20 protein-coding genes are annotated in these 24,663 nt (G+C 66.2%); 16 read left to right on the top strand and 4 right to left on the bottom strand.

Annotation, left to right across the window (positions count from 1 at the left end):
* Positions 1-26: 26 nt before the first annotated feature.
* Positions 27-344, bottom strand: coding sequence for a TIGR04076 family protein (locus ACH2A7_RS10335; RefSeq protein ID WP_394961839.1), 318 nt, complete (start codon positions 342-344; stop codon positions 27-29).
* Positions 345-1,279: 935 nt separating this feature from the next.
* On the opposite strand from ACH2A7_RS10335, the gene ACH2A7_RS10330 reads away from it, so the two are divergent.
* From ACH2A7_RS10330 to ACH2A7_RS10290, 9 genes are all read left to right on the top strand, one after another.
* Complete coding sequence (locus ACH2A7_RS10330; protein WP_394961838.1) at positions 1,280-2,074, top strand: DUF2975 domain-containing protein; 795 nt, start codon at positions 1,280-1,282, stop codon at positions 2,072-2,074.
* A gap of 13 nt (positions 2,075-2,087) precedes the next feature.
* Positions 2,088-2,321 (top strand): helix-turn-helix domain-containing protein, encoded by a 234-nt coding sequence (locus ACH2A7_RS10325; RefSeq protein WP_394961837.1) that lies wholly within the window; start codon positions 2,088-2,090, stop codon positions 2,319-2,321.
* Entirely contained in the window at positions 2,318-2,842 is a 525-nt protein-coding gene (locus ACH2A7_RS10320; RefSeq protein WP_394961836.1) for a hypothetical protein, read from the top strand. The genes ACH2A7_RS10325 and ACH2A7_RS10320 overlap by 4 nt, the downstream gene beginning before the upstream one ends.
* Positions 2,843-2,913: 71 nt before the next feature.
* Positions 2,914-3,309 (top strand): DUF5301 domain-containing protein, encoded by a 396-nt coding sequence (locus tag ACH2A7_RS10315; RefSeq protein WP_394961834.1) that lies wholly within the window; start codon positions 2,914-2,916, stop codon positions 3,307-3,309.
* A gap of 34 nt (positions 3,310-3,343) precedes the next feature.
* Entirely contained in the window at positions 3,344-5,113 is a 1,770-nt protein-coding gene (locus ACH2A7_RS10310; RefSeq protein ID WP_394961833.1) for a DUF4173 domain-containing protein, read from the top strand.
* Positions 5,114-5,275: 162 nt separating this feature from the next.
* Positions 5,276-5,896, top strand: coding sequence for a TetR/AcrR family transcriptional regulator (locus ACH2A7_RS10305; RefSeq protein ID WP_394961831.1), 621 nt, complete (start codon positions 5,276-5,278; stop codon positions 5,894-5,896).
* Positions 5,893-9,558 (top strand): hypothetical protein, encoded by a 3,666-nt coding sequence (locus ACH2A7_RS10300; RefSeq protein WP_394961829.1) that lies wholly within the window; start codon positions 5,893-5,895, stop codon positions 9,556-9,558. Before ACH2A7_RS10305 ends, ACH2A7_RS10300 begins: the two co-directional genes overlap by 4 nt.
* Before the next feature lie 209 nt (positions 9,559-9,767).
* A complete protein-coding gene (locus ACH2A7_RS10295; RefSeq protein WP_394961828.1) occupies positions 9,768-10,970 on the top strand; it encodes a hypothetical protein in 1,203 nt (400 codons plus the stop codon).
* A gap of 15 nt (positions 10,971-10,985) precedes the next feature.
* Positions 10,986-12,230 (top strand): hypothetical protein, encoded by a 1,245-nt coding sequence (locus ACH2A7_RS10290; RefSeq protein WP_394961827.1) that lies wholly within the window; start codon positions 10,986-10,988, stop codon positions 12,228-12,230.
* Positions 12,231-12,430: 200 nt separating this feature from the next.
* Here ACH2A7_RS10290 and ACH2A7_RS10285 read toward each other — a convergent pair whose 3' ends face one another.
* Together ACH2A7_RS10285 and ACH2A7_RS10280 are read right to left on the bottom strand one after the other, a co-directional pair.
* On the bottom strand, positions 12,431-12,982 hold the full coding sequence (locus ACH2A7_RS10285) for an NUDIX hydrolase (RefSeq protein ID WP_394961825.1): 552 nt from the start codon (positions 12,980-12,982) through the stop codon (positions 12,431-12,433).
* On the bottom strand, positions 12,969-13,979 hold the full coding sequence (locus tag ACH2A7_RS10280; RefSeq protein WP_394961823.1) for a hemolysin family protein: 1,011 nt from the start codon (positions 13,977-13,979) through the stop codon (positions 12,969-12,971). The genes ACH2A7_RS10285 and ACH2A7_RS10280 overlap by 14 nt, the downstream gene beginning before the upstream one ends.
* A 348-nt stretch (positions 13,980-14,327) precedes the next feature.
* On the opposite strand from ACH2A7_RS10280, the gene nifJ reads away from it, so the two are divergent.
* Together nifJ and ACH2A7_RS10270 are read left to right on the top strand one after the other, a co-directional pair.
* A complete protein-coding gene (nifJ, locus tag ACH2A7_RS10275) occupies positions 14,328-17,873 on the top strand; it encodes a pyruvate:ferredoxin (flavodoxin) oxidoreductase (RefSeq protein WP_394961822.1) in 3,546 nt (1,181 codons plus the stop codon).
* Between the two features lie 394 nt (positions 17,874-18,267).
* Positions 18,268-19,185: a hypothetical protein gene (locus ACH2A7_RS10270; protein ID WP_394961821.1), complete on the top strand. Its 918-nt coding sequence runs from the start codon at positions 18,268-18,270 to the stop codon at positions 19,183-19,185.
* Positions 19,186-19,245: 60 nt separating this feature from the next.
* Here the strand turns inward: ACH2A7_RS10270 and ACH2A7_RS10265 are convergent, their stop codons facing one another.
* Positions 19,246-20,130: a LysR family transcriptional regulator gene (locus ACH2A7_RS10265; RefSeq protein ID WP_394961820.1), complete on the bottom strand. Its 885-nt coding sequence runs from the start codon at positions 20,128-20,130 to the stop codon at positions 19,246-19,248.
* A gap of 145 nt (positions 20,131-20,275) precedes the next feature.
* On the opposite strand from ACH2A7_RS10265, the gene ACH2A7_RS10260 reads away from it, so the two are divergent.
* The 5 genes from ACH2A7_RS10260 (at position 20,276) to ACH2A7_RS10240 (ending at position 24,574) form a co-directional block, all read left to right on the top strand.
* Positions 20,276-21,286 (top strand): YeiH family protein, encoded by a 1,011-nt coding sequence (locus ACH2A7_RS10260; RefSeq protein WP_394961818.1) that lies wholly within the window; start codon positions 20,276-20,278, stop codon positions 21,284-21,286.
* Positions 21,287-21,411: 125 nt separating this feature from the next.
* Positions 21,412-22,287, top strand: a complete 876-nt coding sequence (locus ACH2A7_RS10255) for a YitT family protein (protein WP_394961817.1) — start codon at positions 21,412-21,414, stop codon at positions 22,285-22,287.
* A 293-nt stretch (positions 22,288-22,580) separates the two neighbouring features.
* Positions 22,581-23,246 (top strand): Rhomboid family protein, encoded by a 666-nt coding sequence (locus ACH2A7_RS10250; protein ID WP_394961815.1) that lies wholly within the window; start codon positions 22,581-22,583, stop codon positions 23,244-23,246.
* A 99-nt stretch (positions 23,247-23,345) separates the two neighbouring features.
* Entirely contained in the window at positions 23,346-23,669 is a 324-nt protein-coding gene (locus ACH2A7_RS10245; RefSeq protein ID WP_394961814.1) for a cyclic-di-AMP receptor, read from the top strand.
* On the top strand, positions 23,669-24,574 hold the full coding sequence (locus ACH2A7_RS10240; protein WP_394961813.1) for a hypothetical protein: 906 nt from the start codon (positions 23,669-23,671) through the stop codon (positions 24,572-24,574). Before ACH2A7_RS10245 ends, ACH2A7_RS10240 begins: the two co-directional genes overlap by 1 nt.
* Positions 24,575-24,663 lie beyond the last annotated feature (89 nt).

The following is a 24,663-nucleotide window of genomic DNA, read 5'->3' as shown; positions in this document are numbered from 1 at the left end:
GTTCCAAAATTTGCGGGGCAAGGGGGTCACTCCCCCTCCTCCATGGCGTGCAGCTCAAACACCACCGGGCGGATGCCGTCGGTGCAGCACACGATGGTCTGGCCTTCCCGGTTGTTCCAGGGCGCGTAGCTTGCGCCGGCGGCCAGGGCGCTGACGCTGTTGTAAATGTCCACCCATGCCCAGGGGCAAAAGCCCTGGGGCATCTGCGCGCCGCCCTCGAACACAAAGGTGTCGCCCACCTCCAGCATGGGGCAGGGGCCTACCTCCCGCCCCTCGGTGAGGTAGGCGTCGGCGTATTCCGGATAAAATTCCTTGCGCAGCACGGTGATCTTCACCCGCTTCATGGGGCATCCCGCCTTTCCTCTCCCATTATGCCACGCCGCCGGCCCGAGCGCAAGGGTGGTGCCGCCAATATGGGGGCCTGCCTGCCTTCCCCACCCGGCCCGGCAGCGCGGGGGAACCACCCTTCGTTTGCCTCAGAACGGACACTTTTCTTCGTCGTGAAAAGTGTCCGAGATGCCGCGTGCGAGGGTGGTGCCCCCGTGCGGACGCAAAAAGAGCGGGGTGCGGGAATTTTTTGGCGCGGAGGCATCGCCCTCCGGCGCATGCAAAAGGAGCGGCAGGCACCGGCACGCTGTCCGCCACCAGCGGGCTGTGGCGAAGCCCGGTCCTCCGCACATAGTGCGCATCGGAACGGACATTTTCCTTCGCCGTGGAAAATGTCCGAGACGCCGCGTGCGGTGCGGAGGGACCGGGCGCAGTATGTGGGCACGCGGCACGAAAGAAGCGAACGGTCCGGGGCGCGGGAGGGTATTTCGGTTTGGCGCGGGGGTGGCGCGTTGTTGTCCGCCGCCGCACGCTGTGATCCGGACACTTTGTCCTGGCGGCCAAAGTGTTCGTCTCAGGCGCACTACGCGGCGGCAGCGCCCCGCCCGGCACAGCCGGCGGCGAAGGGCTGGCCGGGCAAAACAGGCGGGCCGCGCCCCTGGCGGGGATGCTGTCCTGTACCGCCCGGCCCGGCAGCCGGGGGGCGCCACCCTTGTGCCCGCCCTCCCCCGCCGCCGCAATATCTTGTGGTGTTATCGCATTGGAACAAAAATTTATCGAAAAACGATAAAAAACACTTGAAATTCGATATACCCCGTGGTATACTGACCTCAAAGAGCGGGGCGGCTGGCCGCGCCGCGGACGGCCGGGCCGGGCGGAGCGTTTCTTCCTCCGCCGCCCGCGGCGGAAAAAACGGGGGGCCTTCGGCCCGTCGAAAGAAAGGTGGAGCGGTATGCTCACTGCCATCCTCTCTCTCAGCCAGATACGGGGCGCCGGTCTCTGGCTGGTGTTCTGGTTCGCCCTGGCGGCGCTGTATTTTGTTCTGCTGCTGGGTGTTCGCCCCCTGCGAAAAAAGGCGGGGGTCAAAAATACCCTGCTGGCCTTTGTGGCGGCGGAGGTGCTCACCGACCTCATCTGGGCGGGAGTCTACGGCTACCACCCGGTCTACCGCAACTACGGGATCGCCGCGGTCTACGGCCTGGCCCTCTGGCCGGTGGCGCTGGCGGCGGCGGGGGCCGCCGCCCTGGTCTGGGGCAGACGAAAGGCCTCAAACAAGGAGAAGACCCCCCTGTGGAACGAGCAGAACAGCCTCTCCCTCTCCAAGCTGGCGGTGCTGCTGTTCACCGGCGCGGTGGCGGTGTGCGACGCGGCCGGCTGGTGGCTGGTGAACTGGTTTCTGCGCACCAGCCGCTACGAGGGCATCAACGACACCGCCCATCTGGTGTGGGGCCTCATCACCCTCTATGCGGCCAGCGCCGCGGCCTATGTGCTGCTGTATAACCTGTTTCGCCTGCTGGCCAACATCGAGGCGGAACAGGTGTTCGTGCCCGCCAACGTCCGCCATCTGCGGGCGGCCAGCTGGTGCTGCATGGCGGTGGCGGCCCTCTGCCTCGCCGGCGCGGCGTTCTACCTGCCCATGGTGCTGGTTGCGGCGGCGGCGGCCTTCATGGGGCTCATCGTGCGCATCATCAAAAACGTGTTCCAGCGGGCCATCGGCATGAAGGCCGAGCTGGACCTGACGATATAAAGGGGGCGGTGGAATGCCCATCATCATCAACCTGGACGTGGTCATGGCCCGCCGCAAGATCGGCGCGGGAGAACTGGCCGAGAAGATCGGCATCACCCCGGCCAACCTCTCCATTTTGAAGAACAACAAGGCCAAGGCGGTGCGCTTTTCCACCCTGGCCGCCCTCTGCCGCGCGCTGGACTGCCAGCCCGCCGACCTGCTGGAGTATGTGCCCGGCGAGGACGAGGAGAAAGGAGACGAGCCGTGAAACAGAGGATCTTGTGTATCGCCGCGGCGCTGCTGGCGGCGCTGGCCCTGGCGGGCTGCGGCGAAGCGGGCAGGCCGGGCATCGGCGCGAGCGCGAAGGAGAAAGCCGCCTATGCCCTCGGGGTTTTGGGCCTGGAGGAGGAGGCGGTCACCAGCATCAACACCCAGACCGACCGGGGCGGCTTCCACGGCGACGGCACGCTGTTTATGGAGTTCACCTTTGTGGACGACGGCATGGAAGAGCAGATCGCCGCCGACCCGGCCTGGCAGCCCCTGCCGCCGGACGACACGGTGCAGGCCCTTGTCTGGGGGCTGGAGACGGCGGCGGGCAGCAACGGCCCCTTTCTGACCGATGAAGAGGGCGCGCCGCTGGTGCCGCCGGTGAAAAAGGGATATTACCGCCTCATCGACCGCCAGGAGCAGACCGATACCCCCCTGCTGGAACGGGGCTCCTTCAACTTCACGGTGGCGGTCTACGACGCCGAGGCCCGCGTGCTCTACTTCGGAGAACTGGACACCTGAACGAAGCACGCCATGGAACGCAAAAAATTTTCCCTGTCCGCGCTGTGCGCGTTGTAAAAAGGAGGCCGCCCATGGGACGCACCCTTTGGACATTGCTGCTGGCGGCGCTGCTGCTGTTTGCCGGCGCCTGCTCCCCCCTGGCCGAACCCCTCACCCTGCCCGACGCCCACGAGGTGAGCGAAGTGCGGCTGGAATACGAGGGCGAGAGCGCCGTTCGCACCGGCCCCGGCTGGATCGGGCTGCTGCTGGAGGACATGGCCACCGCCGCGCCCACTCGCAAGGCCACCGTACAGGATGTGCCGGACAAGGCGGACATGGCCTCGGTACACTTTGTGCTGGAGGACGGCAGCGAGCAGACGATTTTCGTCTACCCCGAAAAAGGCAAATGGTACATCGAACGCCCCTACCAGGGGGTGTATGAGACAAATGAACTTCTGTGGGGGATGGTCACCGACCTGAGCCAGTGACCGCCGCCCGAAAACTGAAAAGGAGGGTTTTGTGATGGACCCCAACAAAATGGAGGGCGGCGCCCGCCCCCCTTTCTTTGACGCACCCAAAACGCAGGGCGGGGAGGCCGCCGCGAATGCGGTCCCCCTGTCCGCCCGCACCGGCCCGCAGGCTCCCGCCGCGGCCAAAACCGTCCCGGAGCCTGCCCAGCCGCCGGTGAGCGGCGAAAAAACGCCCCTCACCTGCACACAACAGGCCGCCCCGACGGCAGAAGGCTGCGAAAAGACCGCCCCCGCCTACGGCCCGCAGCCGGCACAGGCGGAACGCGCCCCCGGCCCGCAGGCCGCCCCTTCCCCCGCTCCGGCAAAGGACGCCCCCCCGCCGGCATACGCCGGCCCGCGGCCCGCCTCCGCCACGGAAGTTCCCGGCCCCGCCCCGGTTGCGCCCGCTCCCGCCCGGCCCGTCTGGGCCAAATGGATGGCGCCGGCGGCGCTGCTCAGCTGGCTGTGGGGCTGGGCCTACGTCCGGGGCTGGCTGCTGGGCTTTGAGAACGGCCCGCTGTTCCGGGTGCTGTTCTGCGCCCTGTTTTTGGCGGGGGTGGAGTGGATGTGCCGCGCGGCGGGCCGCCCCGCCTCCAAAGAGAGCCGGCTGTGGCTGGCCTTGTGGGTGGCGCTGACGGCGGACTACACCTTCAAAACCGCCAGCCTTTTCTACAACGAGGCGGTGATGATGTGGGAGTTTGCCGCCCTGCACCTGGCGGCCGCCTACTGGGTGCTGGCCCGCGCCGGCGTGCTCACCGAGCAGCGCACCGGGCCCTTTTTGCCGCTGGACGTGCTGCGGGCGATGATCGCCGTGCCCTTCGGCAACTTCTTTCTGCGCGTCCGGGTGCTGGCGCGGGCGCTGGGCGATTTTCTGCAAAGCCTCGCCCACCGCAAAAAGGGAAACCTTTGGGCCGGGCTGGTCACCCTCTGCGCCGCGGCGGTGGTGGTGCTGCTGGCGGCCCGGCTGCTGGCGAGCGCCGACGACGCCTTCGGCGCGGCGCTGGAAGCCTTCTTCCGCTGGTTCACCCTGCCCGAGGCGATGGTCACCGAACTGGTGTATTTTCTGTTGGGCCTGCCGGTGGGGGCCTATCTCTTCGGGCTGGCGGCAGGGGCGCTGAAAACCGTCCCCGACCCCGCCCGGGGCCCGGCCCTGCGGGCCGGGGCGGAAAAGCTGCGCCTGGCCCCCGCCGGGGCCCTGGGCCTTTCCATGGCGCTGCTGCTGGCCCTCTACGCCGCCTTCTTCGCGGTGCAGCTGAACTACCTCACCGGCGGCTTTTTCGGCAGCCTGCCCGCCGGCTTCACCGCCGCCGAGTACGCCCGCCGGGGCTTTTTCGAACTGTGCGCCGTGGTGGTGCTGAACTTCTCGGTGCTCACCGCCGCCGCCAAGGCCAGCCGCATCCCCCTGCGCCAAAGCCCCGCCCTGAAAGGGCTGGCCGCGCTGCTGTGCCTTTCCAACCTGCTCTTCGCCGCGGTGGGCGCCTCCAAGATGTTCCTTTATATCCGCCGCTTCGGCTTCACCCCAAAGCGCATCGTCTCCGGCTGGTTCATCCTGGTGCTGGCCCTGCTCACGGTGCTGGCCCTGATCACCCTCTTCCGCCCCTTCCCGGTGGTGCGGGTCGCCGCCGCGGTGTTCTGCGGCCTGTTCCTGGCCCTCTGCCTCTCCCAGCCGGACCTCTGGCTGCGGGCCGCCAACCGGCAGCTGGTGGCCGCCGGCGTGCTGGATGAGGAGGACGTGGGCGACCGGCTGCTGTACGCCCGCCCGCAGTATTCCACCTGGGATTGAACACCGTGTGGAAAACCCGCTCCGAAAATTTCACAAATGCGCCGGGGCGGCGGGGGTTGTGTCCCCCGTCGCCCTCTGGTATGATAAAAGCAGGGAGAGATCCCTGCTTTTTTTCTCCGGGCACTAACTGTCTGGTTAGTAAATTTTTGGGAGGTGGCCGTTATGGAGGCCCGCAACTATTCCCCCCGCGCGCTGGAATTTCTGGAGAGATGCTTTGACGTGTTCTGCGAATACGGGCTGGAAAACACCACCATGAAGATGCTGTCGGAGGCCTGCGGGGTGACCAACGCGGCGCTGGTGTATTATTTCGGCACCAAGGACCGCATCGTCATTGAGGCGACGGCTCATTGCATGGCCAAAGTGGAGGACGACTTCATGGCCCTGGCGCCCCAAAACGCGCCGGACATCGAGCGCTTTCTGCGCCAGATGCCCCGCGTCACCGCCGAGATGCACGGCGCGAAATACCGATTCATGTATCAGGTGTATGCCAGCCCGAAATACCGCCAAAGCGGCAGGGAATTTTTCGAGGGCGTGAACCGGCGCTATGGGGAGTATGCCCGGCAGCTTTCCGGCAAGCTGGGCATGCCGGCGGACTACATCCAGGGCATGACCTATTCCTTTGTGCGGGCCTGTGTCCACTACGCCCTGTTTGAGGACGAGGAATATCTGAACTTGCAGCTGAACGCCATCCGCGCCTCGCTGCGCGCGGTGCTGGCGGCAAAAAACAACGCCCTGCCCGCCGGAAACGGCGGAACGGCGGCAGAAAGGGAGGAACCCACATGAAAAAGTCATCCATTCGCGCCGCGCTGCTGCGGGGCCTGGTGTGCCTCGCGGCGCTGGCCCTTGTGCTGCCCGGGGCGGTGTTTGCCGCCGACCACGGCGGCCACACCGATAGAGCATGGGGCGAGGTCAATGGCCCAGGCGAGTATAGCAACGGCACAAAATTTTATCTTTCCAACGACGTAACAGTAGAGGGCGCGCTCAAATTCTCAAACAGCGGCACGACATTCTGCCTTGCGGGCAACAAGTTATTGTTAAGAAATGGAAATTCAAGCGGACGAAATTTGCAGGTGGGCGCGTCCCTCGTCATTGAAGACTGCGTGGGCAGCGGATGTATCGAGGCGTCAGACGCAGAAATCACTGTTGAAAAAACCGGCGCGCTGACCCTTCACGGAGTGCGGATCACTGCCCCTGTAACTGTGTACAACACGCTGAACGTGGAAGACGGCAGCACGGTGCAGGGAAACGTCACGGTGAAAGACGGCGCCACGGTCAATGTCAGCGGCGCCTCTACCGTCAACCTCACGGTGGAAGCGGGCGGCACGGTGAACATTGCCGAAGGAGCCACCGTCAGCGGCAGCATCACCCTGAACGGCGGCTCCCTTAAAGCGAACAACGCCACCCTCAGCTGCAAGCTGTCGGTGAACGGCACAAGCATCGCAACCCTCACCGGCACCACCGTCACGGGCAATGACAATACGGTAACGGTGAACGGCGGCACCTGCACCATCAACGGCGGCAAAATTGAAAAGATCAGCAATAACAGCGGCAACGGCGGCGGCGTCTGTGTGAACGGCGGAGAACTCATCGTCAGCGGCGTCACCCAAATCAGCAGCAACACCGCCACTACAAACGGCGGTGGTGTTTATGTGGCCTCCGGCGGCACCTGCACCATCACCGAAGGCAGCGAGATGACCATCACCGGCAACAGGGCAGAAAACGGCGGCGGCCTGTATGTGGACGGCGGCGCACTCATCGTCAACGGCGTCACCAAAATCAGCAGCAACACCGCCAAGACAAACGGCGGCGGCGTGTATGCGGCAGCCGGCAGTGAATGGGCGTTCAACGTCAACACGGAGATCACCGATAACGAGGCAAACAGCGGCAGCGGCGGCGGCGTCTATCTGGCCGGGCCCGCGGCCAATAATGGCCTTTATGATATGAACAAAGCGGCCATCACCTACAACACCGCATGGAACGACGGCGGCGGCGTGTATGTGGGCAAGAACGTGAGATTCACGTGCCAGAAAGGCTCCAAGGACTCGTCGCGCGCGATTTCCTACAACACGGCATTGCACGGCCGCGGCGGCGGCGTGTATGTGGCCGACGGGGCCGTACTGACCGTCGGAGCGGACATCATGAACAACGCCGCCACCGACAGCATCGGCGGCGGCATCTACGGCATCGGAAGCTGCACTATCAACATCAACGGCAGTAGGACAGAAGGAGATTATCCTGTCATCTACTCCAACAGAGACATGAACGGTGAAAACGGCATCCGCATGGATGCGAACCTGAATGGTGTTGGCGCAAAGCAGTGGACGGTCAATTTAAAGGAAGGCTATCTGAACGACGATAGTGTCTTTTACGGCGTGACCGGCGGAGAAAAGGGCACGCTGAACATCATAGACGACGGTAACGACGGAGTGGGCATCGTCGATGCGGAGATGCACAGCGTTGCCATAACGATCAAGGGCGGTTCCGTCAAACCTGACAATGATTTCCTGATGACGGAAAGTACCTGCCAGATCAATGGCGGCTGCTGCAGGATCACCACATTCAAAATAAATGACAATTCGAAGGTTTGGGTCGGCGGCGGCTATTTTAATGTGGACCCAGGCTCTCAGGCAATGGTGTGGATCGACCCTCAGCACGTGGTGCTTCATATCGACCAAAACACCGGCGACCCTGCTTTTAATAAAGACTACTCCTACGCGGTTTACGATGAGAAACAGGGCGTGTCCGGCGCGAAGAACGGCAATCCCGTCTACGACGGCAGCCCGGTGGAAGCGGGGGTCGACTTCACCCTCAACAATGCCGACGGGGCCACGGTGAACTATTTTTACAAAGCCAGGGGGGCGGAAGACAGCGCCTATGTTTCCGGTCTGCCCCAAAACGCCGGCGACTACACCATTCAGGCCAAATGCCTGAACGTGACCGACCCGTCCGGCAAATGGTACGCCGAGACCAGTTTTGACCTGACCATCGGCAAGGCCGCGCCCGCTTACACGGCGCCCGCGCCCCTCACCGGCCTGCACGGGCAGCCCCTTTCCGGGGTGGCCCTGCCCGCCGGCTGGGCCTGGGAGGATGGAACGACCACCCTGGGCGCGGCGGGCGCACAGACCTACCCCGCGACCTTCACCCCCGCGGACACCGCCAATTACAACACCGTGGATGTGCCTCTCACCGTCACCGTGGCCCACGACTGGGGCGGCTGGGTCTCCGGCGGCGACGGCACCCACACCGGCATCTGCCAGCGGCCGGGCTGCGGCGCTCAAGACGCTCCCGCCCCCTGCTCCGGCGGCGACGCCACCTACTTTTTGCAGGCGGTGTGCCGGGTGTGCGGCGGGGCCTACGGCCCGCTGAAGGCGGACGCCACCCCGCCCTCCGGCGAGATCGTTCTGGGCGAAAACCGCTGGAACCAGTTTTTGAACGACGTCACCTTCGGCCTGTTCTTCAATAAGACCCAGACCGTGACCGTCACCGCCTCGGACGACAGCAGCGCCGTGGGCGGCTACACCCCGGAAAAGGCCCCCACAGCGGAGTATTATGTCCACAGCGGCGGCACGGCCCTCACGCTGGAGCAGCTGAAAAGTCTGGCGTTCACCCGGTATACCAGACCCTTCTCCGTCGACCCGCAGGCGCGGCTGGTGGTGTATGCGAAAATCACCGACCACGCGGGCAACGTGACCTACATCAACTCCGAGGGCCTTGTGCTGGACGCCACCGCCCCCGCCCTCACCGGCGTGGAAAACGGCGCGAGCTACTATGTTACGCAGGCGGTGCAGGCCAGCGATGAGAACCTGAACACCGTGACGGTGAACGGCGCGGCCGTCGGCGCGGGCTTCACCCTTGCCGGCGACACCGACGCCGTCTATACCGTGACCGCCGCCGACAAGGCGGGCAGCGTGACCGCCGTCACCGTGACCATGAAGCCCCTTTCCACGTTGGAAAAGGAGATGGAGGGCCTCACGGTGGAAAACGTCACCAGCGCCGCCCGGCCCCGGCTGCAGGCGCTGGAAGCGACCCTGAAGGGAATCGACCTCACCCACGCCACCCAGGCGGAAAAGGACAAGGTGGAAAACATGCTGGCCCGCTGCCGGGCGCTGCTGGCCCGTCTGGATCAGCTGGAGTGGACTCCGTCGCCCACGGCCACCCCCGTGCCCACGGCGGCTCCGGCGCCCACCCTCACCCCCAGACCGGCGGCCACCGCAAGGCCCACCCCGGCCCCCACCGCCACGCCGGAGCCTTCGGCCACGCCCGCCCCCACCGAAAGCCCCGCCCCCACGGCCACCCCTGTGCCCCTTCCCACCGAAAGCCCCGCCCCCACGCAGGGGCAGGAGCCGACCGCGGGCTTCCCCTGGGGCCTGGCCCTGCTGGGGCTGGCGCTGGCGGCGGTCATCGGCCTGGCGGTGACGCTGGTTTTGCGCAAGAGAAACGTGTGAGAAGCACGGGCAGAGCGGAAGGACCTGCCCCGGAAAGGACGGGGAGAAACAGCCCTGACCCGCCCGCCGCCCCGGCAAAAAGCCGGGGCGGCTTTTTTCGCGCCGCGCAAAAACAGCCGGGTCCCGGCCTGCCTTTTCGCGCAACGGTGGCCGCTTACCGCCCCTTCGTGGTATAATAGACCCAAACCCCGTGAAAGGAGGCCCCGCCCATGGCCCACCGCTTTTCCCTCGCCCCCCGCGCCTTCGGCTCCCGCCACGCCCGGGCGCTGGCGGGCAGCCTGGCGCTGCTGGCGCTGGCCCTCCTTTTGTATCACTCGCTGGCGGGGGGCACCCTGCTTGCCCCCAACGTCTACGACAGTTACCTGCTCCAGGCCCAAAACTGGCTGGCCGGCCGGGCGTACATCGACGGCGGCGAAAACTACCCCTGGCTGGAACTGGCCATCTATGAGGGGCGCTATTACCTCTCCTTCCCGCCGGTGCCCTCGGTGGCCGCGCTGCTGCCCGCCGCCCTGGGCCTCGATCTGGGCAACCTGTGGCAGGCGCTGTGGGCCCTGGCCGCCCTGGCGGGGGTCTACCTCTGTTTCTGGCGGGCGGGCCACGCGCCCCGCGCCTGCGCCTTCTGGGCCCTCTTCGCCACCCTTTCCAGCAATCTTTTCTGGCTGGCCTGCAGCGGCGGCGTGTGGTTCCAGGCCCAGGTGCTCAACTTCGCCTTTTCGGTGTGGGGCCTTTTCTTTTGGCTGCAAAAGCGGCGCGGCCCCGCCTTCTTGCTGCTGGCGCTGGCGGTGGGCTGCCGCCCCTTCACCGCCCTCTTCGCCCTCGCCCTCTGGCTGCCCGCCGCCCTGGCCGCGGTCAAAGAACGGCGCTGGGGCCGCCTGCTGACCTTCACCGCCCCCGCCGCCGCAGTGGCCCTGGCCCTGGGCTGGTACAACTTTATCCGCTTCGGCAGCCCCTTGGAGTTCGGCCATTCCTGGCTGCCGGAGTTCGTGCGGGACGGCGGCCAGTTCACCACCGAAAACTTCTGGCAGAACCTGTGGGGGGTGCTGCGCCCCGTCACCCTCACCCCCTCGCTGGACCTCTCCTTCTCCACCTTCAACGGCTTCTGCCTCTTTGTGGCCAGCCCCATCTTTCTCTTATGGGCGGTCGACCTCGCGCGCGCCGCGGTGAAAAGGGACCTCGCCCGCCGGGACCTGCTGGCCCCCGCCCTGGCCCTGGCCACCCTGGCGGGGCTCTGCCTCCACCGCACCATGGGGGGCTGGCAGTTCGGCGCCCGCTATACTGTGGACCTCATCCCCCTGGCCCTCTGGTGGTACCTCACCCGGCCCCGCCGCCCCTTCGGCGGCGGCGCGCTGTGGCTGGCGGGGGCGGGGGCGCTCTTCAATTTTTACGGCGCGGTGTATATGCTGAGCCACTGAAAGGGGGAACAGGCCGTGGGGCAGTTCATCGGCCATTTTGGCGGGGCGCTGATGGTGCTCTTTGTGGCGCTGCTGGCCCTGCGCTGCGCAAAGCGGCTGGGTCTTGTGTTCTGGCCCGCCGCCCCCGCCCGGCCCCTCGCCCCCCGCTGGGCCCCCGGCCCGGCGGCGCTGGCCCTGGCCGCCGGCGGGGTGCTGGCGGCCCAGCTGCTCTTCGCCTTTCTCTGCTGGCGGGACCTGGGCCAGGCGGGGGGGCTGGCCGCCTTCTGGCGGCACTTTCTGGAGCGGTTCACCACCGCCGGCGACAGCCCCCACTACCTGCTGCTGGCCCGCCAGGGCTATGTGAGCGAGGGTGAGGCGGCCAAATACATCGTCTTTTACCCCCTCTATCCCCTGGCCGTGCGGCTGCTCCACGGGGTGCTGGCCCCCTTCGCCGTCAGCCGGGAGGCGGCGGCCCTGGCGGTGAGCTGGCTGTGCTGGGGCGGCGCGGGGGCGGCGATGCTGGCCCTGGCCGGGCAGGACCTGCCTAAAGAGCAGGCCGTCTGCGCGGTGGCCCTGCTGGCCCTTTACCCCTTCGGCTTCTTTGCCCTGGGGGTCTACACCGAGAGCCTTTTCATCCTGCTGAGCATCCTGTGCGTCTTCTTCGGCCGGCGGCGGAACTGGCCCGCCGCCGGAGCCTTCGGGGCGCTGGCCGCCCTCTGCCGCAATCAGGGCCTGGTGCTGCTGCTGCCCCTTTTGTACCTGTGGCTGCGGGCGCGGCGGCAGCAAAAGCAGGGCCCCGCCTCCCTGGCGCTGGCTCTGCCCCTCCTTGGCTGGGGCGGCTACCTCGCCCTCAATTGGCGGCTTTTCGGCGACCCCTTCGCCTTCTTCGATTTCCTCGCCGCCCCGCCCTGGTACCAGACGACCCGATGGATCGGGGCGAATCTCGCCCAGCACTGGCAGATGGCGCTGGACTACCCCGGCCTCGCCCCCTTCATCTACCACGCCCAGCTGGCCCTCTATTTCATCGCCATGGCCCTGCTCTTTTTCGGCCTTTGGAAAAAATGCCCTACCCACTGGCTCATCTGGGGCGGGGCCTACCTGGGCATGTGCTACCTGGCCGGCTGGCTCATCAGCGGCGGGCGCTACCTCTTCGGCTGCCTGCCGCTGTATCTCATCGGGGCCAGCCTGCCCCGCCCCCTGCGCTGGATTCTGGCCGCCGTCAGCGCCTTTTTCCTCTGGAAAATGGGCGTGTGGTACATGCAGGGGCAAGCTATCATGTAGAATGTATTGCAGATAATACTATTTGTATATAAAGAAGGAATTACCGGCGACAGGGCCGACGGAAATGATCCCGCGGGAGGTGGAAGAAGAGCGCCGCCGGGGAGGTGACCGTCGGGGTGCGGGAGGCCATCCGGCAGACGCTGCACGAAAAAAAGCGAGGCGTGAAACGCCTCGCTTTTTTGGTTTGGTCAGGCCGCGCTTCAGCGGGGCAGCTTGCCCTGGCGGCGCAGCGCGTCGATCTTCAAAAGGGTGGCCGCGGTCTTGCCGTCCTTGATGCGGCCGTCCAGCACCATGGCCACCGTCTCGTCCAGGGGCAGCTTTTCCGGGGTGAGGAACTCGTCCTCGTCCAGGTGCATGGCGCAGGGGGAAAGGCCGGTGGCCAGCCAGGTATAGATGATCTCGCTGCAATAGCCCACGGTGGGGTAAAATTCGCCCAGGTCGGTGTAGTGCTGTGCCACCAGGCCGCACTCCTCCGCCAGCTCCCGCTTGGCCGCCTCGAAGGGGTCCTCCCCCTTTTCCAGCTTGCCGGCGGGCAGTTCCAGAACCTCCTGCTGCAGGGCGTAGCGGTACTGGCGCACCAGATAAATTTCGTCCGCGTCGGTCAGCGCCGCGATGCAGGCGCCCCCGTGGTGGTGCACCACCTCCCGGGTGCTCTCGGCCCCGTTCTCCAGCCGCACCCTGTCAAAGGTCACGGTGAACACCCGCCCCTCGAACACGGGGCGGCTGTCCAGCGTCGTCTCACTGTGATTCATGCTTCTTCTCCCTTTCCTTGCCGGCGTCGGCCGCGTCGGGCAGCCGGGTGCACAGCACCCGCTGGATGCGCCGCTCGCCCGCTTTCAGTACCTCAAAGCGCAGGCCGCCCCACTCCACCGCCGCCTTCTCTCCCTCGGCGGGGATGCGGCCCAGCTTGTCAATGATCAGGCCGCCGGGGGTGTCGAACTCCTCGTCCTCCGCGAGGGGCGGGCACTCCATGCCGAAGGCCTCGAACACGTCCGCCAGGTCGATGGCCCCGTCCACGGCGTAGCCGTCCCCCTGGGCCACCAGTTCGGCCTCCTCGTCGTCGTACTCGTCCTGGATGTCGCCCACGATCTCCTCCAGGATGTCCTCCATGCACACCAGGCCCGCCGTGCCGCCGTACTCGTCCACCACGATGGCGATCATGGTGCGCTCCCGGCGGAAGTCCAGCAGCAGCTGGCCCGCCGGCCGGCTCTCGGGCACGAACATCACCTTGCGGGCAAAGCGGCTCACCGGCCCGTCCAGGGCGGCGGGCTCGTCGAACAGGCACAACAGGTCCTTCACATACAAAACGCCCACGATCTCGTCGGCGGTCTTGCGGTAGATGGGCAGCCGGCTGTTGCCGCTTTCCACCGCCGCCGCGATCACCGACCGGCAGCTGGCGTTCTCCTCCACCGCCACCATGTCCATCCGGTGCGTCATGATGTCGCCGGCGGTCACCTCGCCCAGATCGAAGATGTTGGTGATCATCTCCCGCTGGTTCTCGTCGATCAGGTCCTGCTGGTCGGCGTCGTCCACCATCTCGTACAGGTCTTCCTCGGTGACCTGCTCCTCGTTGCCCAGGCCCGCCTTGTCCAGCAGGCGGCTCAGGGGCCCCGGCAGCTGCACCCCACGCTTGGCGGCGGCCCAGCCGCCAGCAAGGCCCGCGGCCAAAACCAGCACCAGCGCCGCCGCGCCCGCGGCGGCCCAGAGGGCGCCTGCCGCGCCCGCCGCCGCGAAAATGATCGCGCTCATACGATCCTCCCGTATCCCGCCCGTGTCCGGGCTGACAATGAATATATATACTCTACATGATACCGACAAACCGCCCCCTTGTCAAACGGGGGGCGAATTTTGCAAAAACGGGCGGGCGGGGCCGCGCCGGGCGGGATCTTTGCCCTTTTTTGCCCCTGGGGGCCAAAAAAGGGGCTGGAAAATGGTTTACTTTATACAGCGCTTTTGTTAAAATAATAGACAGCAGAAGCTGTCCGCGCGGGCGGAGCACCGGCGCTGCCGGTTTTTCGTGCGCGCGGGCGGAAATAACGCGTCCCGTCGGGAGCCTCCGGCGGGCAACGTTAAATCGAATGCTATGGAGGAAGAAAAATGCCAAGAGCAAAACAGTCGATGGATGGCAACACCGCGGCGGCGCATGTAGCCTATGCGTTCACCGAGGTAGCGGCCATCTACCCCATCACCCCGTCCAGCCCCATGGCGGACTATGTGGACCAGTGGTCCGCCGCGGGCCAGAAGAACATCTTCGGCACCCAGGTCAAGGTCATGGAGATGCAGTCTGAGGCGGGCGCCGCGGGCGCGGTGCACGGCAGCCTGGCCGCCGGCGCCATGACCACCACCTTCACCGCCAGCCAGGGCCTGCTGCTGATGATCCCCAACATGTACAAGATCGCCGGCGAGCTGCTGCCCTGCGTGTTCCATGTGTCCGCCCGCACGGTGGCCAGCCACGCGCTGAACATCTTCGGCGACCACAGCGACGTGTACGCCTGCCGCCAGACCGGCTTCGCCATGCTGGCCGAGACCAACCCCCAGGAGGTCATGGATCTGGCCGCGGTGGCCCATCTGGCCTCCATCGAGGGCCGCGTTCCCTTCATCAACTTCTTCGACGGCTTCCGCACCAGCCACGAGATCCAGAAGATCGAGAAGTGGGACTACGCCGACCTGGCCGAGATGGTCAACTGGGACGCCATCCAGCAGTTCCGCGACCACTCCCTGAACCCCGAGACCCCCTCCATGCGGGGCAGCCACGAGAACGGCGACATCTTCTTCCAGCACCGTGAGGCCTGCAACAAGTACTACGACGCTCTGCCCGCCGTGGTGGAGAAGTACATGGCCAAGGTCAACGAAAAGCTGGGCACCGACTACCAGCTGTTCAACTACTACGGCGCGCCCGACGCCGAGCGGGTGATCATCGCCATGGGCTCCATCTGCGACGTGGCCGAGGAGGTCATCGACTACCTCACCGCCCAGGGCGAGAAGGTGGGCCTGGTCAAGGTCCGGCTGTACCGCCCCTTCGTGAGCGAGAAGCTGCTGGCCGCCATCCCCGCCAGCGCCAAGAAGATCGCCGTGCTGGACCGCACCAAGGAGCCCGGCAGCCTGGGCGAGCCTCTGTTCCTGGACGTGGTCACCGCCCTGCGTGAGGGCGGCCGCGACATCGAGGTCATCGGCGGCCGCTACGGCCTGGGCAGCAAGGACACCCCGCCCTCCAGCGTCTTCGCCGTGTACGAGGAGCTGACCAAGGACCAGCCCAAGACCCGCTTCACCATCGGCATCGTGGACGACGTGACCGGCCTGTCCCTGGAGGAGAAGCCCGCGCCCAACACCGCTGCCGAGGGCACCGTGGAGTGCAAGTTCTGGGGCCTGGGCGGCGACGGCACCGTGGGCGCCAACAAGAACAGCACCAAGATCATCGGCGACCACACCGACAAGTATATCCAGGCGTACTTCCAGTACGACTCCAAGAAGACCGGCGGCGTGACCATCAGCCACCTGCGCTTCGGCGACAAGCCCATCCGCGCGCCCTACTACATCAACAAGGCTGACTTTGTGGCCTGCCACAACCCCAGCTACGTTGTGAAGGGCTTCAAGATGGTGCAGGACGTCAAGCCCGGCGGCGTGTTCATGATCAACTGCCAGTGGTCCGACGAGGAGCTGGCCCATCACATGCCCGCCGAGTCCAAGCGCTACATCGCCCAGAACAACATCCAGCTGTACACCATCAACGCCATCGACAAGGCGGTGGAGATCGGCCTGGGCAAGCGCACCAACACCATTCTGCAGTCCGCGTTCTTCGCCCTGGCCGGCGTGCTGCCCCGCGAGGACGCCCTCAAGTATATGAAGCAGGCCGCCGAGAAGACCTTCGCCAAGAAGGGCCAGGCCATCGTTGAGATGAACTGGAAGGCCATCGACGCCGGCTTCGACGCCTATCACAAGGTGGAGGTGCCCGCCGACTGGGCCAACGCCACCGACGACAAGGCTCCCGAGCAGCTGCACGGCAACCCCGCCACCGTGGACATGGTGCGCAGCATCATGGAGCCCGTGGCCCGCATGGACGGCGACAGCCTGCCCGTTTCCGCCTTCGAGAAGTACGCCGACGGCCAGTTCGAGCAGGGCGCTTCCGCCTACGAGAAGCGGGGCGTTGCGGTGAACGTTCCCGAGTGGAACCCCGACACCTGCATCCAGTGCAACCAGTGCGCCTTCGTGTGCCCCCACGCCACCATCCGTCCCTTCGCCCTCACCGCCGAGGAGGCCGCCAAGGCTCCCGCCGCCCTGAAGAGCAAGGCCATGAACGGCAAGGGCTGCGAGAATTACGTCTTCGCCATGACCGTCTCTCCCATGGACTGCATGGGCTGCGGCGTCTGCGTGAACGTCTGCCCCACCTCCGCCACCAAGGGCACCCTGAAGATGGTGCCCCAGGAGAGCCAGCTGGCTCAGCAGGAAGTGTTCAACTACTGCGTGGAGAACGTGCGCAAGAAGGACGGCATGATGGCCGAGACCACCGTCAAGGGCAGCCAGTTCAACCAGCCCCTGCTGGAGTTCTCCGGCAGCTGCGCCGGCTGCGCCGAGACCGCCTATGCCCGCCTGGTCACCCAGCTGTTCGGCGAGCGGATGTATATCTCCAACGCCACCGGCTGCTCTTCCATCTGGGGCGGCCCCGCTGCCACCTCTCCCTACACCACCAGCAAGGTGAGCGGCCATGGTCCCGCCTGGGCCAACAGCCTGTTCGAGGACAACGCCGAGCACGGCCTGGGCATCTACCTGGGCCAGAAGGTGATCCGCGAGTCGCTGGCCGCCAAGCTGCACGAGCTGGCCGAAGTGACCACCAAGGAGAGCAAGAAGGCTGCCATTGAGGAGTACTTCGCCACCTACGATGACGGCAAGGCCAACACCGCCGCCACCGAGAAGCTGATCGCCGAGCTGGAGGCCGACCCCGACTGCCGCTTCAGCAAGGAGATCCTGCCCAAGAAGAACTACCTGTCCAAGAAGAGCATCTGGATCTTCGGCGGCGACGGCTGGGCCTACGACATCGGCTTCGGCGGCCTGGATCATGTGCTGGCCTCCGGCGAGGACGTGAACGTCTTCGTGTTCGACACCGAGGTCTACTCCAACACCGGCGGACAGGCCTCCAAGGCCAGCCAGATCGGCCAGGTGGCGCAGTTCGCCGCGGCCGGCAAGTCCATCGGCAAGAAGAGCCTGAGCGAGATCGCCATGACCTACGGCTACGTCTATGTGGCCCAGATCGCCATGGGCGCCGACATGAACCAGACCATGAAGGCCATCACCGAGGCCGAGAGCTATCACGGCCCCTCCCTCATCATCGGCTACGCCCCCTGCGAGATGCACGGCGTCAAGGGCGGCATGACCAACTGCCAGGCCGAGATGAAGAAGGCTGTGGCCGCGGGCTACTGGAACATGTTCCGGTTCGACCCCCGCAAGAAGGCCGAGGGCAAGAATCCCTTCAGCCTGGACTCCAAGCCCGCCACCGCGGACTACAAGGAGTTCATCTCCGGCGAGACCCGCTACAGCCGCCTGAAGCTGGCCTTCCCCGAGCGCGCCGAGGCGCTGTTCGATCTGGCCGACAAGAAGGCGAAGGAGCGCTACGAGTTCCTGGAGAAGCTGGTCAAACTCTACGAGTGATCCTGTCGCTCCGCCGCAAGGCAGATAAAAAGGGCCCCCGCACACTGCGGGGGCCCTTTTTTGCACGCCCGGGATGTATCGGCCGGTCTGTCCCATGTTTGCACGCCCTGGTGCAGAAGGCCGGTCTGTCCCATATTTGCACGCCCTGGCGCAGGCGGTGGGCCCGTCCCATGTTTGCATGCCTGGCTGCAAGAGGCCGGCCCGTCCCCGGTTTTCCCAGGGGCCGTAAGGCGGCGGGCATTTTTTCGGTTTCCTCTCCCCTCCCCTTGCTTTTTGAAAAGATTATGTTACAATAAAATCATCCATTCTGTTCCAACAGAATGAACAGGACGGGGTGAAACACTCCCCGAAAAAGCAAGCGCCGCCCACCGGCGGCAGCAAAGGAGGAAGCGATATGAAAAAGTGTGCGGCGATGCTGGCGGCGGTGCTGCTGGCCGCCCAGCTGGCGGCCTGCGGCGCGCCGGCTGCTCAGAGCGGGAGCGGGGCTCCTTCTTCCCGGGCGGAGCAAGCGCCCTCGTCCCAGGCGGCTTCCCAGCCCCCGGAGGAGGCGGAGGCCACCATGGAAGAGGCGGTGCAGGCGGCGCGGCAGATGGAGCAGCAGATGATAGAACTGTTCGAGGCGGGCGACCGGGAGGGCATCCTGGATCTCTTTGTGGACCGCGGCGGAGCGTACGCGGACGCCGTTGTGGATTTTGCCGGCACGCTGCAGCAATGGTACACGCAGTATGACCAGCACATGATCGTGCCGCTGGCCCAGGTGGACGGTGAATACGCCGTGGGCCTCTACCATGCCATCTGCGCGGGCGCCTATCCCGACGTGAACTGCAATAGTTCCTTCGGCGTTATGCCCATGATGCAACAGGACGGCCAGTGGAAGTTCATGGCGGAGGCCGGCGACGCGCTGACGCGGCAGGTCAACCTGCTGGCTGTGGGCCAGGACGCGATGGACGCCCAGGACGCCGGGCGCAACATGAAGATGTTCGGCGCCTACTGGGCCTGTCTGGGCCCGGTGGTGGTAAAGGGCAACCTGAGTGTGGAACTGGCCAATCTGTATCAGGCCGAAAACGGCGATATGATCCTGCACTTGTACGCCTACAACGGCACCGACGCCAACCGCTCCATCAGCGACATACAGGTGGAGGTCACCGACTCCGAACTGGGCACGGTGATCTCCGGCCCCATGGGGGGCAGCGCCATCCTGCCGGCCGGAGAAGCCCACATGCTCACCTGCACCGTCCCGGCGGAGAATGTGCTCACCGGCACCCAGCCGCTGGGCGAACTGCGCTGCAGTGTGAACTACGACCACGAGTAAACAGAGCAAAAACAGCCCGCCCGCCCTTTTCGGGGCGGGGCGGGCTGCTTTTTCGTCCCTTCACAGCCCCCGGCACAGGTCCCGGATGCGCTCGAAGAGATACTGCTCCTGCCGCTCGAAGGGGCTGTCCGGCAGGGTGACGAAGGCAAAGGGCCGGGTGATGGAAAAATCCCCCTGGGCCAGCCGGGCCAGCCGCCCGCTCTCCAGCAGCGGCGCCGCGGCCACCTCGTAGGCAAAGGTCACCCCCCGGCCCGCCGCCGCCAGCTCCAGCAACACCGGCACGCTCTCAAACACATGGCAGGCGGCAAAGTCCTCCGGCGAGAGGTCCCGGGCCGCCAGGGCGCTCTCCAATATCTCCCGGCTGCCGCTGCCCGCCTCCCGCAGCAGCAGCGGCGCGGCGCACAGCCCCTCCAGCGTTTTGCACGCCGCCCAGGGGCCCGACGGGCTGCCCAGGGCGGAAAAGCGGGCGGTGTAAAAGGGCCGGCAGCAGTAGCGCCGGTGGCTGGCGTTGCCCTCGATCAGCGCGAACTCGATCTCCCCCTTCTCCAGCTCCTCCAGCAGGGTGCGGGTGTTCTGCAGCCGCATCTGCAGGGTGCGCCGGGGCAGCGCGTCCAGCAGCGCCGGCGCCAGCCGGGGCATCAGCCCCTCCCCGATGCTGCGGGTCACCCCGAAGTGCAGCGGCGCCGCCTCCCCCGCCGCCAGCGCCTGCCGCAGCTGGGCCTCCAGCGCCGGCAGCCGCCGCGCCAGCCGGTAGAACCGCGCCCCCGCCTCGGTCAGGGTCAGCCGCCGGCCCTCCTTGGCGAACAGCTTCACCCCGTATTCCGCTTCCAGCGCCCGGATGTGCTGGGTAACCGCCGGCTGGCTCAGGTGCAGCGCCTCCGCGCAGCGCACCGTGGTCTTTTCCTCCACCAGCGTGAGAAAGGTGTTCAGCTTCGGGTCCACCATCGCCCCGCTCCCCCTTGCCTTGATTTATAAGAAAACCTGATAGATTCTCGTGTACATCTAAATTGATTTTATATGAAACCGGCCGTATAATCAAGGCGTGCCTGCCCCGGAGGGGGCAAAAAATCAGGAGAAACGGGGAAAAGCAATGCTGAAGGAACAGATCTTGAAGAAGGTGCCGGGCTTTGCGGCCTGCCTGGTCATCGGGCTCATTGCCCAGGGAATCGCCAAATTCGTCCCCTCGGTGGGGGCGGCGCTGTTTGCCATCGGCATCGGCATGGTGTGCGGCAACACCTTTTTAAATAAGCCCGGCATGGACGCCGGCACCAAGTTCTCCGAGCGCAGCCTGCTGGAATACTCCATCGTGCTCACCGGCGGCACGCTGGCGCTCAGCGACATCGTGGCGGTGGGCCTTGGCGGCGTGGGCTTCATCGCCTGCCAGATGGCCCTCACCATCGCCGCCGCCTACCTGATCGGCCGGCGGTTCGGCTTCGGGCGGCGGTTCTGCCTCTTGATGGGCGCGGGCAACGCGGTGTGCGGCTCCAGCGCCATCGCCACCGTCTCCCCGGTGGTGGGCGCGGACAGCAAGGACAAGGGCATCTCCATCACCATCGTCAACGTCACCGGCACCGTGCTCATGGTGCTGCTGCCGGTCATCACCGGCCTTGTCTATGGCCACGCCATGCTGCCCACCACCGCCATGATCGGCGGCGTGATGCAGTCCATCGGGCAGGTCATCGCCTCCGCCGGGCTGGTGGGGCCGGAGTTCGTGCCCGACGCCACCATCTTCAAGATCATCCGCATCGTCTTCATCGTGCTGGTGGCGCTGGTATTCTCCCGCCTCAACCCCGAGGAGGAGGGCGGCCTCTTCGCCGGCGGCAAGGCGGCGGCGGGCGTCAAGGCCGGGGTGCCCTGGTTCATCATCGGCTTCTTCATCCTGGCGGTGCTCAACACCCTGGGCGTCATCCCCGGCGTGGTGAGCCTGGCGGCCAAGCAGATCAGCGGCCAGTTCGAGATCATCGCCCTGGCGGCCATCGGCATGCGGGTCAAGTTCCGCGACCTGGTGAAGGAGGGCCCCCGGGCGCTGGGCTACGGCCTGTCGGTGGGCGCCTGCCAGGTGCTCTTCGCCCTGGGCCTCATCCGGCTGTTCCTGCTGTGAGTTTTTCCGGCGCGCGGCGCCCCGAAAGGGACGCCGCTTTTTTGTGCGCCGGCGGGCCGCCCTTTTCATTTTCCGCCCCATACGGTATAATGATGCTATATTGCCATCGGAGAGGGGGGCGGCCCATGGGGCGCGTGAACTGGAAGGAACTGGCCACCGATCTGGCCTTCGACCTGGCGGGCAGCCTGCTCTACGGGGCGGGGGTCTACACCTTCGCCCTCAAAGGCGGCTTTGCCACGGGGGGCGTGTCCGGCCTCGCGCTCATCTTCAACTACCTGTGGGGGCTGCCGGTGGGCGCCATGAGCCTGGGGCTGAACCTGCCGTTGGTGCTGCTCACCTGGCGCACCCTGGGGCGGGGCTTCTTCCTCAAAAGCCTGCGCACCATGGTCATCAGCAACCTTGTCATCGACCTGCTGTTCCCCCTCTTCCCCGTCTACGAGGGCAGCCGCCTGCTGGCCGCCGGCTTCAGCGGCGTGTTGATGGGGGCGGGGCTGTCCCTCATCTACATGCGGGGCTCCTCCACCGGCGGGTCGGATTTTGTCATCCACGCCGCCAAGCGCAAGGCGCCCCACATCAGCTTCGGCAGCCTGAGCCTTGCCATCGACGCCTCCATCATCCTGCTGGGCATCCCCGCCTTCGGCGACATCGACGCCGCCCTCTACGGCATGGTCAGCGCCTTCGCCCTCACCATCGTGATGGACAAGATCATCTACGGCGCGGGCAGCGGCAAGCTGGTGCTGGTGATCACCACCGAGGGCCAGGCGGTGAGCCGGGCCATCGACAAGGCGGTGGAGCGGGGCAGCACCCTGGTGGACGTGACCGGCAGCTACTCCGGCCTGCCCCGGCGGATGGTGATGTGCGCCTGTTCCAACAACGAGGTGTTCAAGGTGCGGCAGGCGGCCTACCGGGTGGACCCCGGCGCGCTGGTGATGATCTGCGAGGCCAGCGAGGTGTTCGGCGAGGGCTTCCGGGCGCCGGAGGGGGGGGAAAAGGCGGGCTGACCCCTCCGCGCGGTGCATCAAAAATCTATATTTCTTCCGAAATCGCGCCGCGGCGTTTACAATGTGTATAAACCCCCTCTTTCCACAGAAATGTTGAAAACTCTGTTGAAAGTGTTAAGAACCCCGGCCCAACCCATTAGTTTTCAACATTCAAAGGCAAAAATTCAAGGTCGGATAACTTTTTGTTGAATGCCGGGCCGGAAAATGCCAAAAATGCGGGTGAAAGTGCCCCACCCATCCATACAACAAAACAACAACCCGCGGCCGGGCCGCGGCAAAGGAGGATCCCAACGATGAAATGGCTGGCAAAACTGCAATACCGCTACGGCCGCCGCGCCCCCAAAAACCTGATGCTGGTGGTGGCCGGCGGGCAGATCGTGGCCTGGCTGGCGATCATGCTGTTCTACGGCGGCCTGTACGAGAAGCTGCAACTCACCCGGGCGGGCCTGGCCCATCTGGAGCTGTGGCGGCTGGTGACCTTCGTGTTCAGCCCCAGCCTCACCACCAACCCCCTGTTCTTCGCGCTGGAGGTCTACCTGATCTACATGATCGGCACCTCGCTGGAGCGGGCCTGGGGGGCCTTCACCTTTGACGTCTACTTCCTGATCGGCATGGCGGGGGCCTGGGTGGCCTGCCTGCTCACCGGCTACGGCAGCACCTCCTCCCTCTACTACTCCCTGTTCTTCGCCTTCGCCTGGCTCTACCCCGACATGCAGCTGCTGCTCTTCTTCGTGCTGCCGGTGAAGGTGAAGTGGCTGGGCTGGATCGCCGGCGCGCTGTACCTGGTGAACCTGGGCTTTCTGCTGCTCACCTTCCAGCTGGCCCAGGCGGCGGCCCTGGTGGTGGGCCTGGCGGGTTTCCTGCTCTTCTTCGGGCCGGGGGCGGTGGGCCGCCTCAGGAGCGAGGCCGCCGCCCGCCGGCGCCGCCGGGAGTGGCAGAACCAGTGGCGGGGCCGGTGACGGGCGCCGTTTTGTGTGGAAATCCGCCGCGGCGTGTGCTATAATGAAGATACAAAAACGGCGCCGCCCCTTTCCGGCGGGCCCAAGGGGGTATAATCCATGAAACTCGTCACCGCCATCGTCAACAAAGAGGACGCGAAGCAGGTCTGCAACCACCTGATCCAGGAGGGCTTTTCCGTCACCCGTCTGTCCACCACCGGCGGCTTTCTGATGGCCGGCAACATGACCCTGATGATCGGCACCGAGGATGAGAAGGTGGATCCCTGCATCCAGATCATCGCCCAGCACTGCAAGCAGCGCACCGAGGTGGTGCCCAGCACCGCCAGCTACGGCATCGGCGTGGCCACGGCCTATCCGCTGCAGGTCACCGTGGGCGGGGCCACCATCTTCGTCACCAACGTGGAGCGCTTCGAAAAGCTGTGATGCTGGAGCGCGTCGTCGGCAACGAACCCTTCAAACAAAGCGTTCAGGCCGCCCTGCAGGCAGGGCGGCTTTCCAATAGTGTGCTGCTGTGCGCCGAGGCGGGCTGCGGCGCGGGCTTTGCCGCCCGCTGCCTTGCCGCCGACTTCCTCTACCCCGCCGGGGGCGAGGGGGCCGAGGCGGTGCTGGCCGGCCGCAGCCCCGAGTGCATCGAGGTGCGGGGCCAGGGCCAGCGGGGGGAGATCCTGGTGGGCCAGGCCCGCCAGGTGCGCAGCCTTGTGTACGAGACGGCCCTCTCCGCCGCCGGGCGGGTGGTCATCTTCTACGGCGCCCACCGGATGAACCCCTCGGCGGCCAACGCCCTGCTCAAAGTTCTGGAGGAGCCCCCCGCCGGGGTGCTGTTCCTCCTCACCGCCCCCAGCGCCGCCGCGGTGCTGGCCACCATCCGCAGCCGGTGCGGGCTGTTTCTGCTGGGCCCGGTGAGCGGGGCCCAGTGCGAGGCGTACCTGCGGGAGACCTGCCCCGCCTGCCCCGACCCGGCGCTGCTGGCCCGGGTGTACGCCGGGCGCATCGGCCCGGCCAAAGCCGCCGCCGCCGACCCCGCCGCCCGCCGCAGCCTGGACGCGGCGCTGGAACTGGCGGCCGAGGTGGGCCGGCGGGATCTGTACAACACCCTGCGCCGCCTGGCGGCCTTTGAGAAGGACCGGGCGGCCGCCGGCCGCCTGCTGGAGGACCTGGCCTGCGTGGCCGCCGCCGCCCTGGAGGGGGCCGAGGGCCTGGGCCTTGGCCCGGAGGCCGCCGCCCGCTGCGCCGACGGCTGCACCGAGGCCCGCCGCGCCCTGGACCGCAGCCTCAACCAGAAGCTGCTGCTCACCGCCCTGGCGTCCCGGCTCTGCGCCGTCGGCTGAACTCTTTGCCGGGCGCGGCGCTTTTTTGCCGCCTGCCGGCCCGGCGGCCCTCTGCCGCCGCGGTGCGCGCCGCCCCGTGGGCGGACAAG

It is taken from the genome of Candidatus Allofournierella merdavium, assembly GCF_944382735.1.
Lineage (GTDB): Bacteria > Bacillota > Clostridia > Oscillospirales > Ruminococcaceae > Allofournierella_A > Allofournierella_A merdavium.
This window is presented reverse-complemented; position numbering and strand designations above follow the sequence as displayed.

Bases quoted from the DNA above. Each gene is read 5' to 3' on its own strand.
- ACH2A7_RS10325 (WP_394961837.1), top strand. From the start codon at position 2,088: ATGCCCATCATCATCAACCTGGACGTGGTCATGGCCCGCCGCAAGATC.
- ACH2A7_RS10270 (WP_394961821.1), top strand. From the start codon at position 18,268: ATGAAAAAGTGTGCGGCGATGCTGGCGGCGGTGCTGCTGGCCGCCCAG.
- ACH2A7_RS10300 (WP_394961829.1), top strand. From the start codon at position 5,893: ATGAAAAAGTCATCCATTCGCGCCGCGCTGCTGCGGGGCCTGGTGTGC.
- ACH2A7_RS10315 (WP_394961834.1), top strand. From the start codon at position 2,914: ATGGGACGCACCCTTTGGACATTGCTGCTGGCGGCGCTGCTGCTGTTT.
- ACH2A7_RS10335 (WP_394961839.1), bottom strand. From the start codon at position 344: ATGAAGCGGGTGAAGATCACCGTGCTGCGCAAGGAATTTTATCCGGAA.
- ACH2A7_RS10305 (WP_394961831.1), top strand. From the start codon at position 5,276: ATGGAGGCCCGCAACTATTCCCCCCGCGCGCTGGAATTTCTGGAGAGA.
- ACH2A7_RS10240 (WP_394961813.1), top strand. From the start codon at position 23,669: ATGCTGGAGCGCGTCGTCGGCAACGAACCCTTCAAACAAAGCGTTCAG.
- ACH2A7_RS10280 (WP_394961823.1), bottom strand. From the start codon at position 13,979: ATGAGCGCGATCATTTTCGCGGCGGCGGGCGCGGCAGGCGCCCTCTGG.
- ACH2A7_RS10330 (WP_394961838.1), top strand. From the start codon at position 1,280: ATGCTCACTGCCATCCTCTCTCTCAGCCAGATACGGGGCGCCGGTCTC.
- ACH2A7_RS10285 (WP_394961825.1), bottom strand. From the start codon at position 12,982: ATGAATCACAGTGAGACGACGCTGGACAGCCGCCCCGTGTTCGAGGGG.
- nifJ (WP_394961822.1), top strand. From the start codon at position 14,328: ATGCCAAGAGCAAAACAGTCGATGGATGGCAACACCGCGGCGGCGCAT.
- ACH2A7_RS10260 (WP_394961818.1), top strand. From the start codon at position 20,276: ATGCTGAAGGAACAGATCTTGAAGAAGGTGCCGGGCTTTGCGGCCTGC.
- ACH2A7_RS10245 (WP_394961814.1), top strand. From the start codon at position 23,346: ATGAAACTCGTCACCGCCATCGTCAACAAAGAGGACGCGAAGCAGGTC.
- ACH2A7_RS10250 (WP_394961815.1), top strand. From the start codon at position 22,581: ATGAAATGGCTGGCAAAACTGCAATACCGCTACGGCCGCCGCGCCCCC.
- ACH2A7_RS10255 (WP_394961817.1), top strand. From the start codon at position 21,412: ATGGGGCGCGTGAACTGGAAGGAACTGGCCACCGATCTGGCCTTCGAC.
- ACH2A7_RS10310 (WP_394961833.1), top strand. From the start codon at position 3,344: ATGGACCCCAACAAAATGGAGGGCGGCGCCCGCCCCCCTTTCTTTGAC.
- ACH2A7_RS10295 (WP_394961828.1), top strand. From the start codon at position 9,768: ATGGCCCACCGCTTTTCCCTCGCCCCCCGCGCCTTCGGCTCCCGCCAC.
- ACH2A7_RS10265 (WP_394961820.1), bottom strand. From the start codon at position 20,130: ATGGTGGACCCGAAGCTGAACACCTTTCTCACGCTGGTGGAGGAAAAG.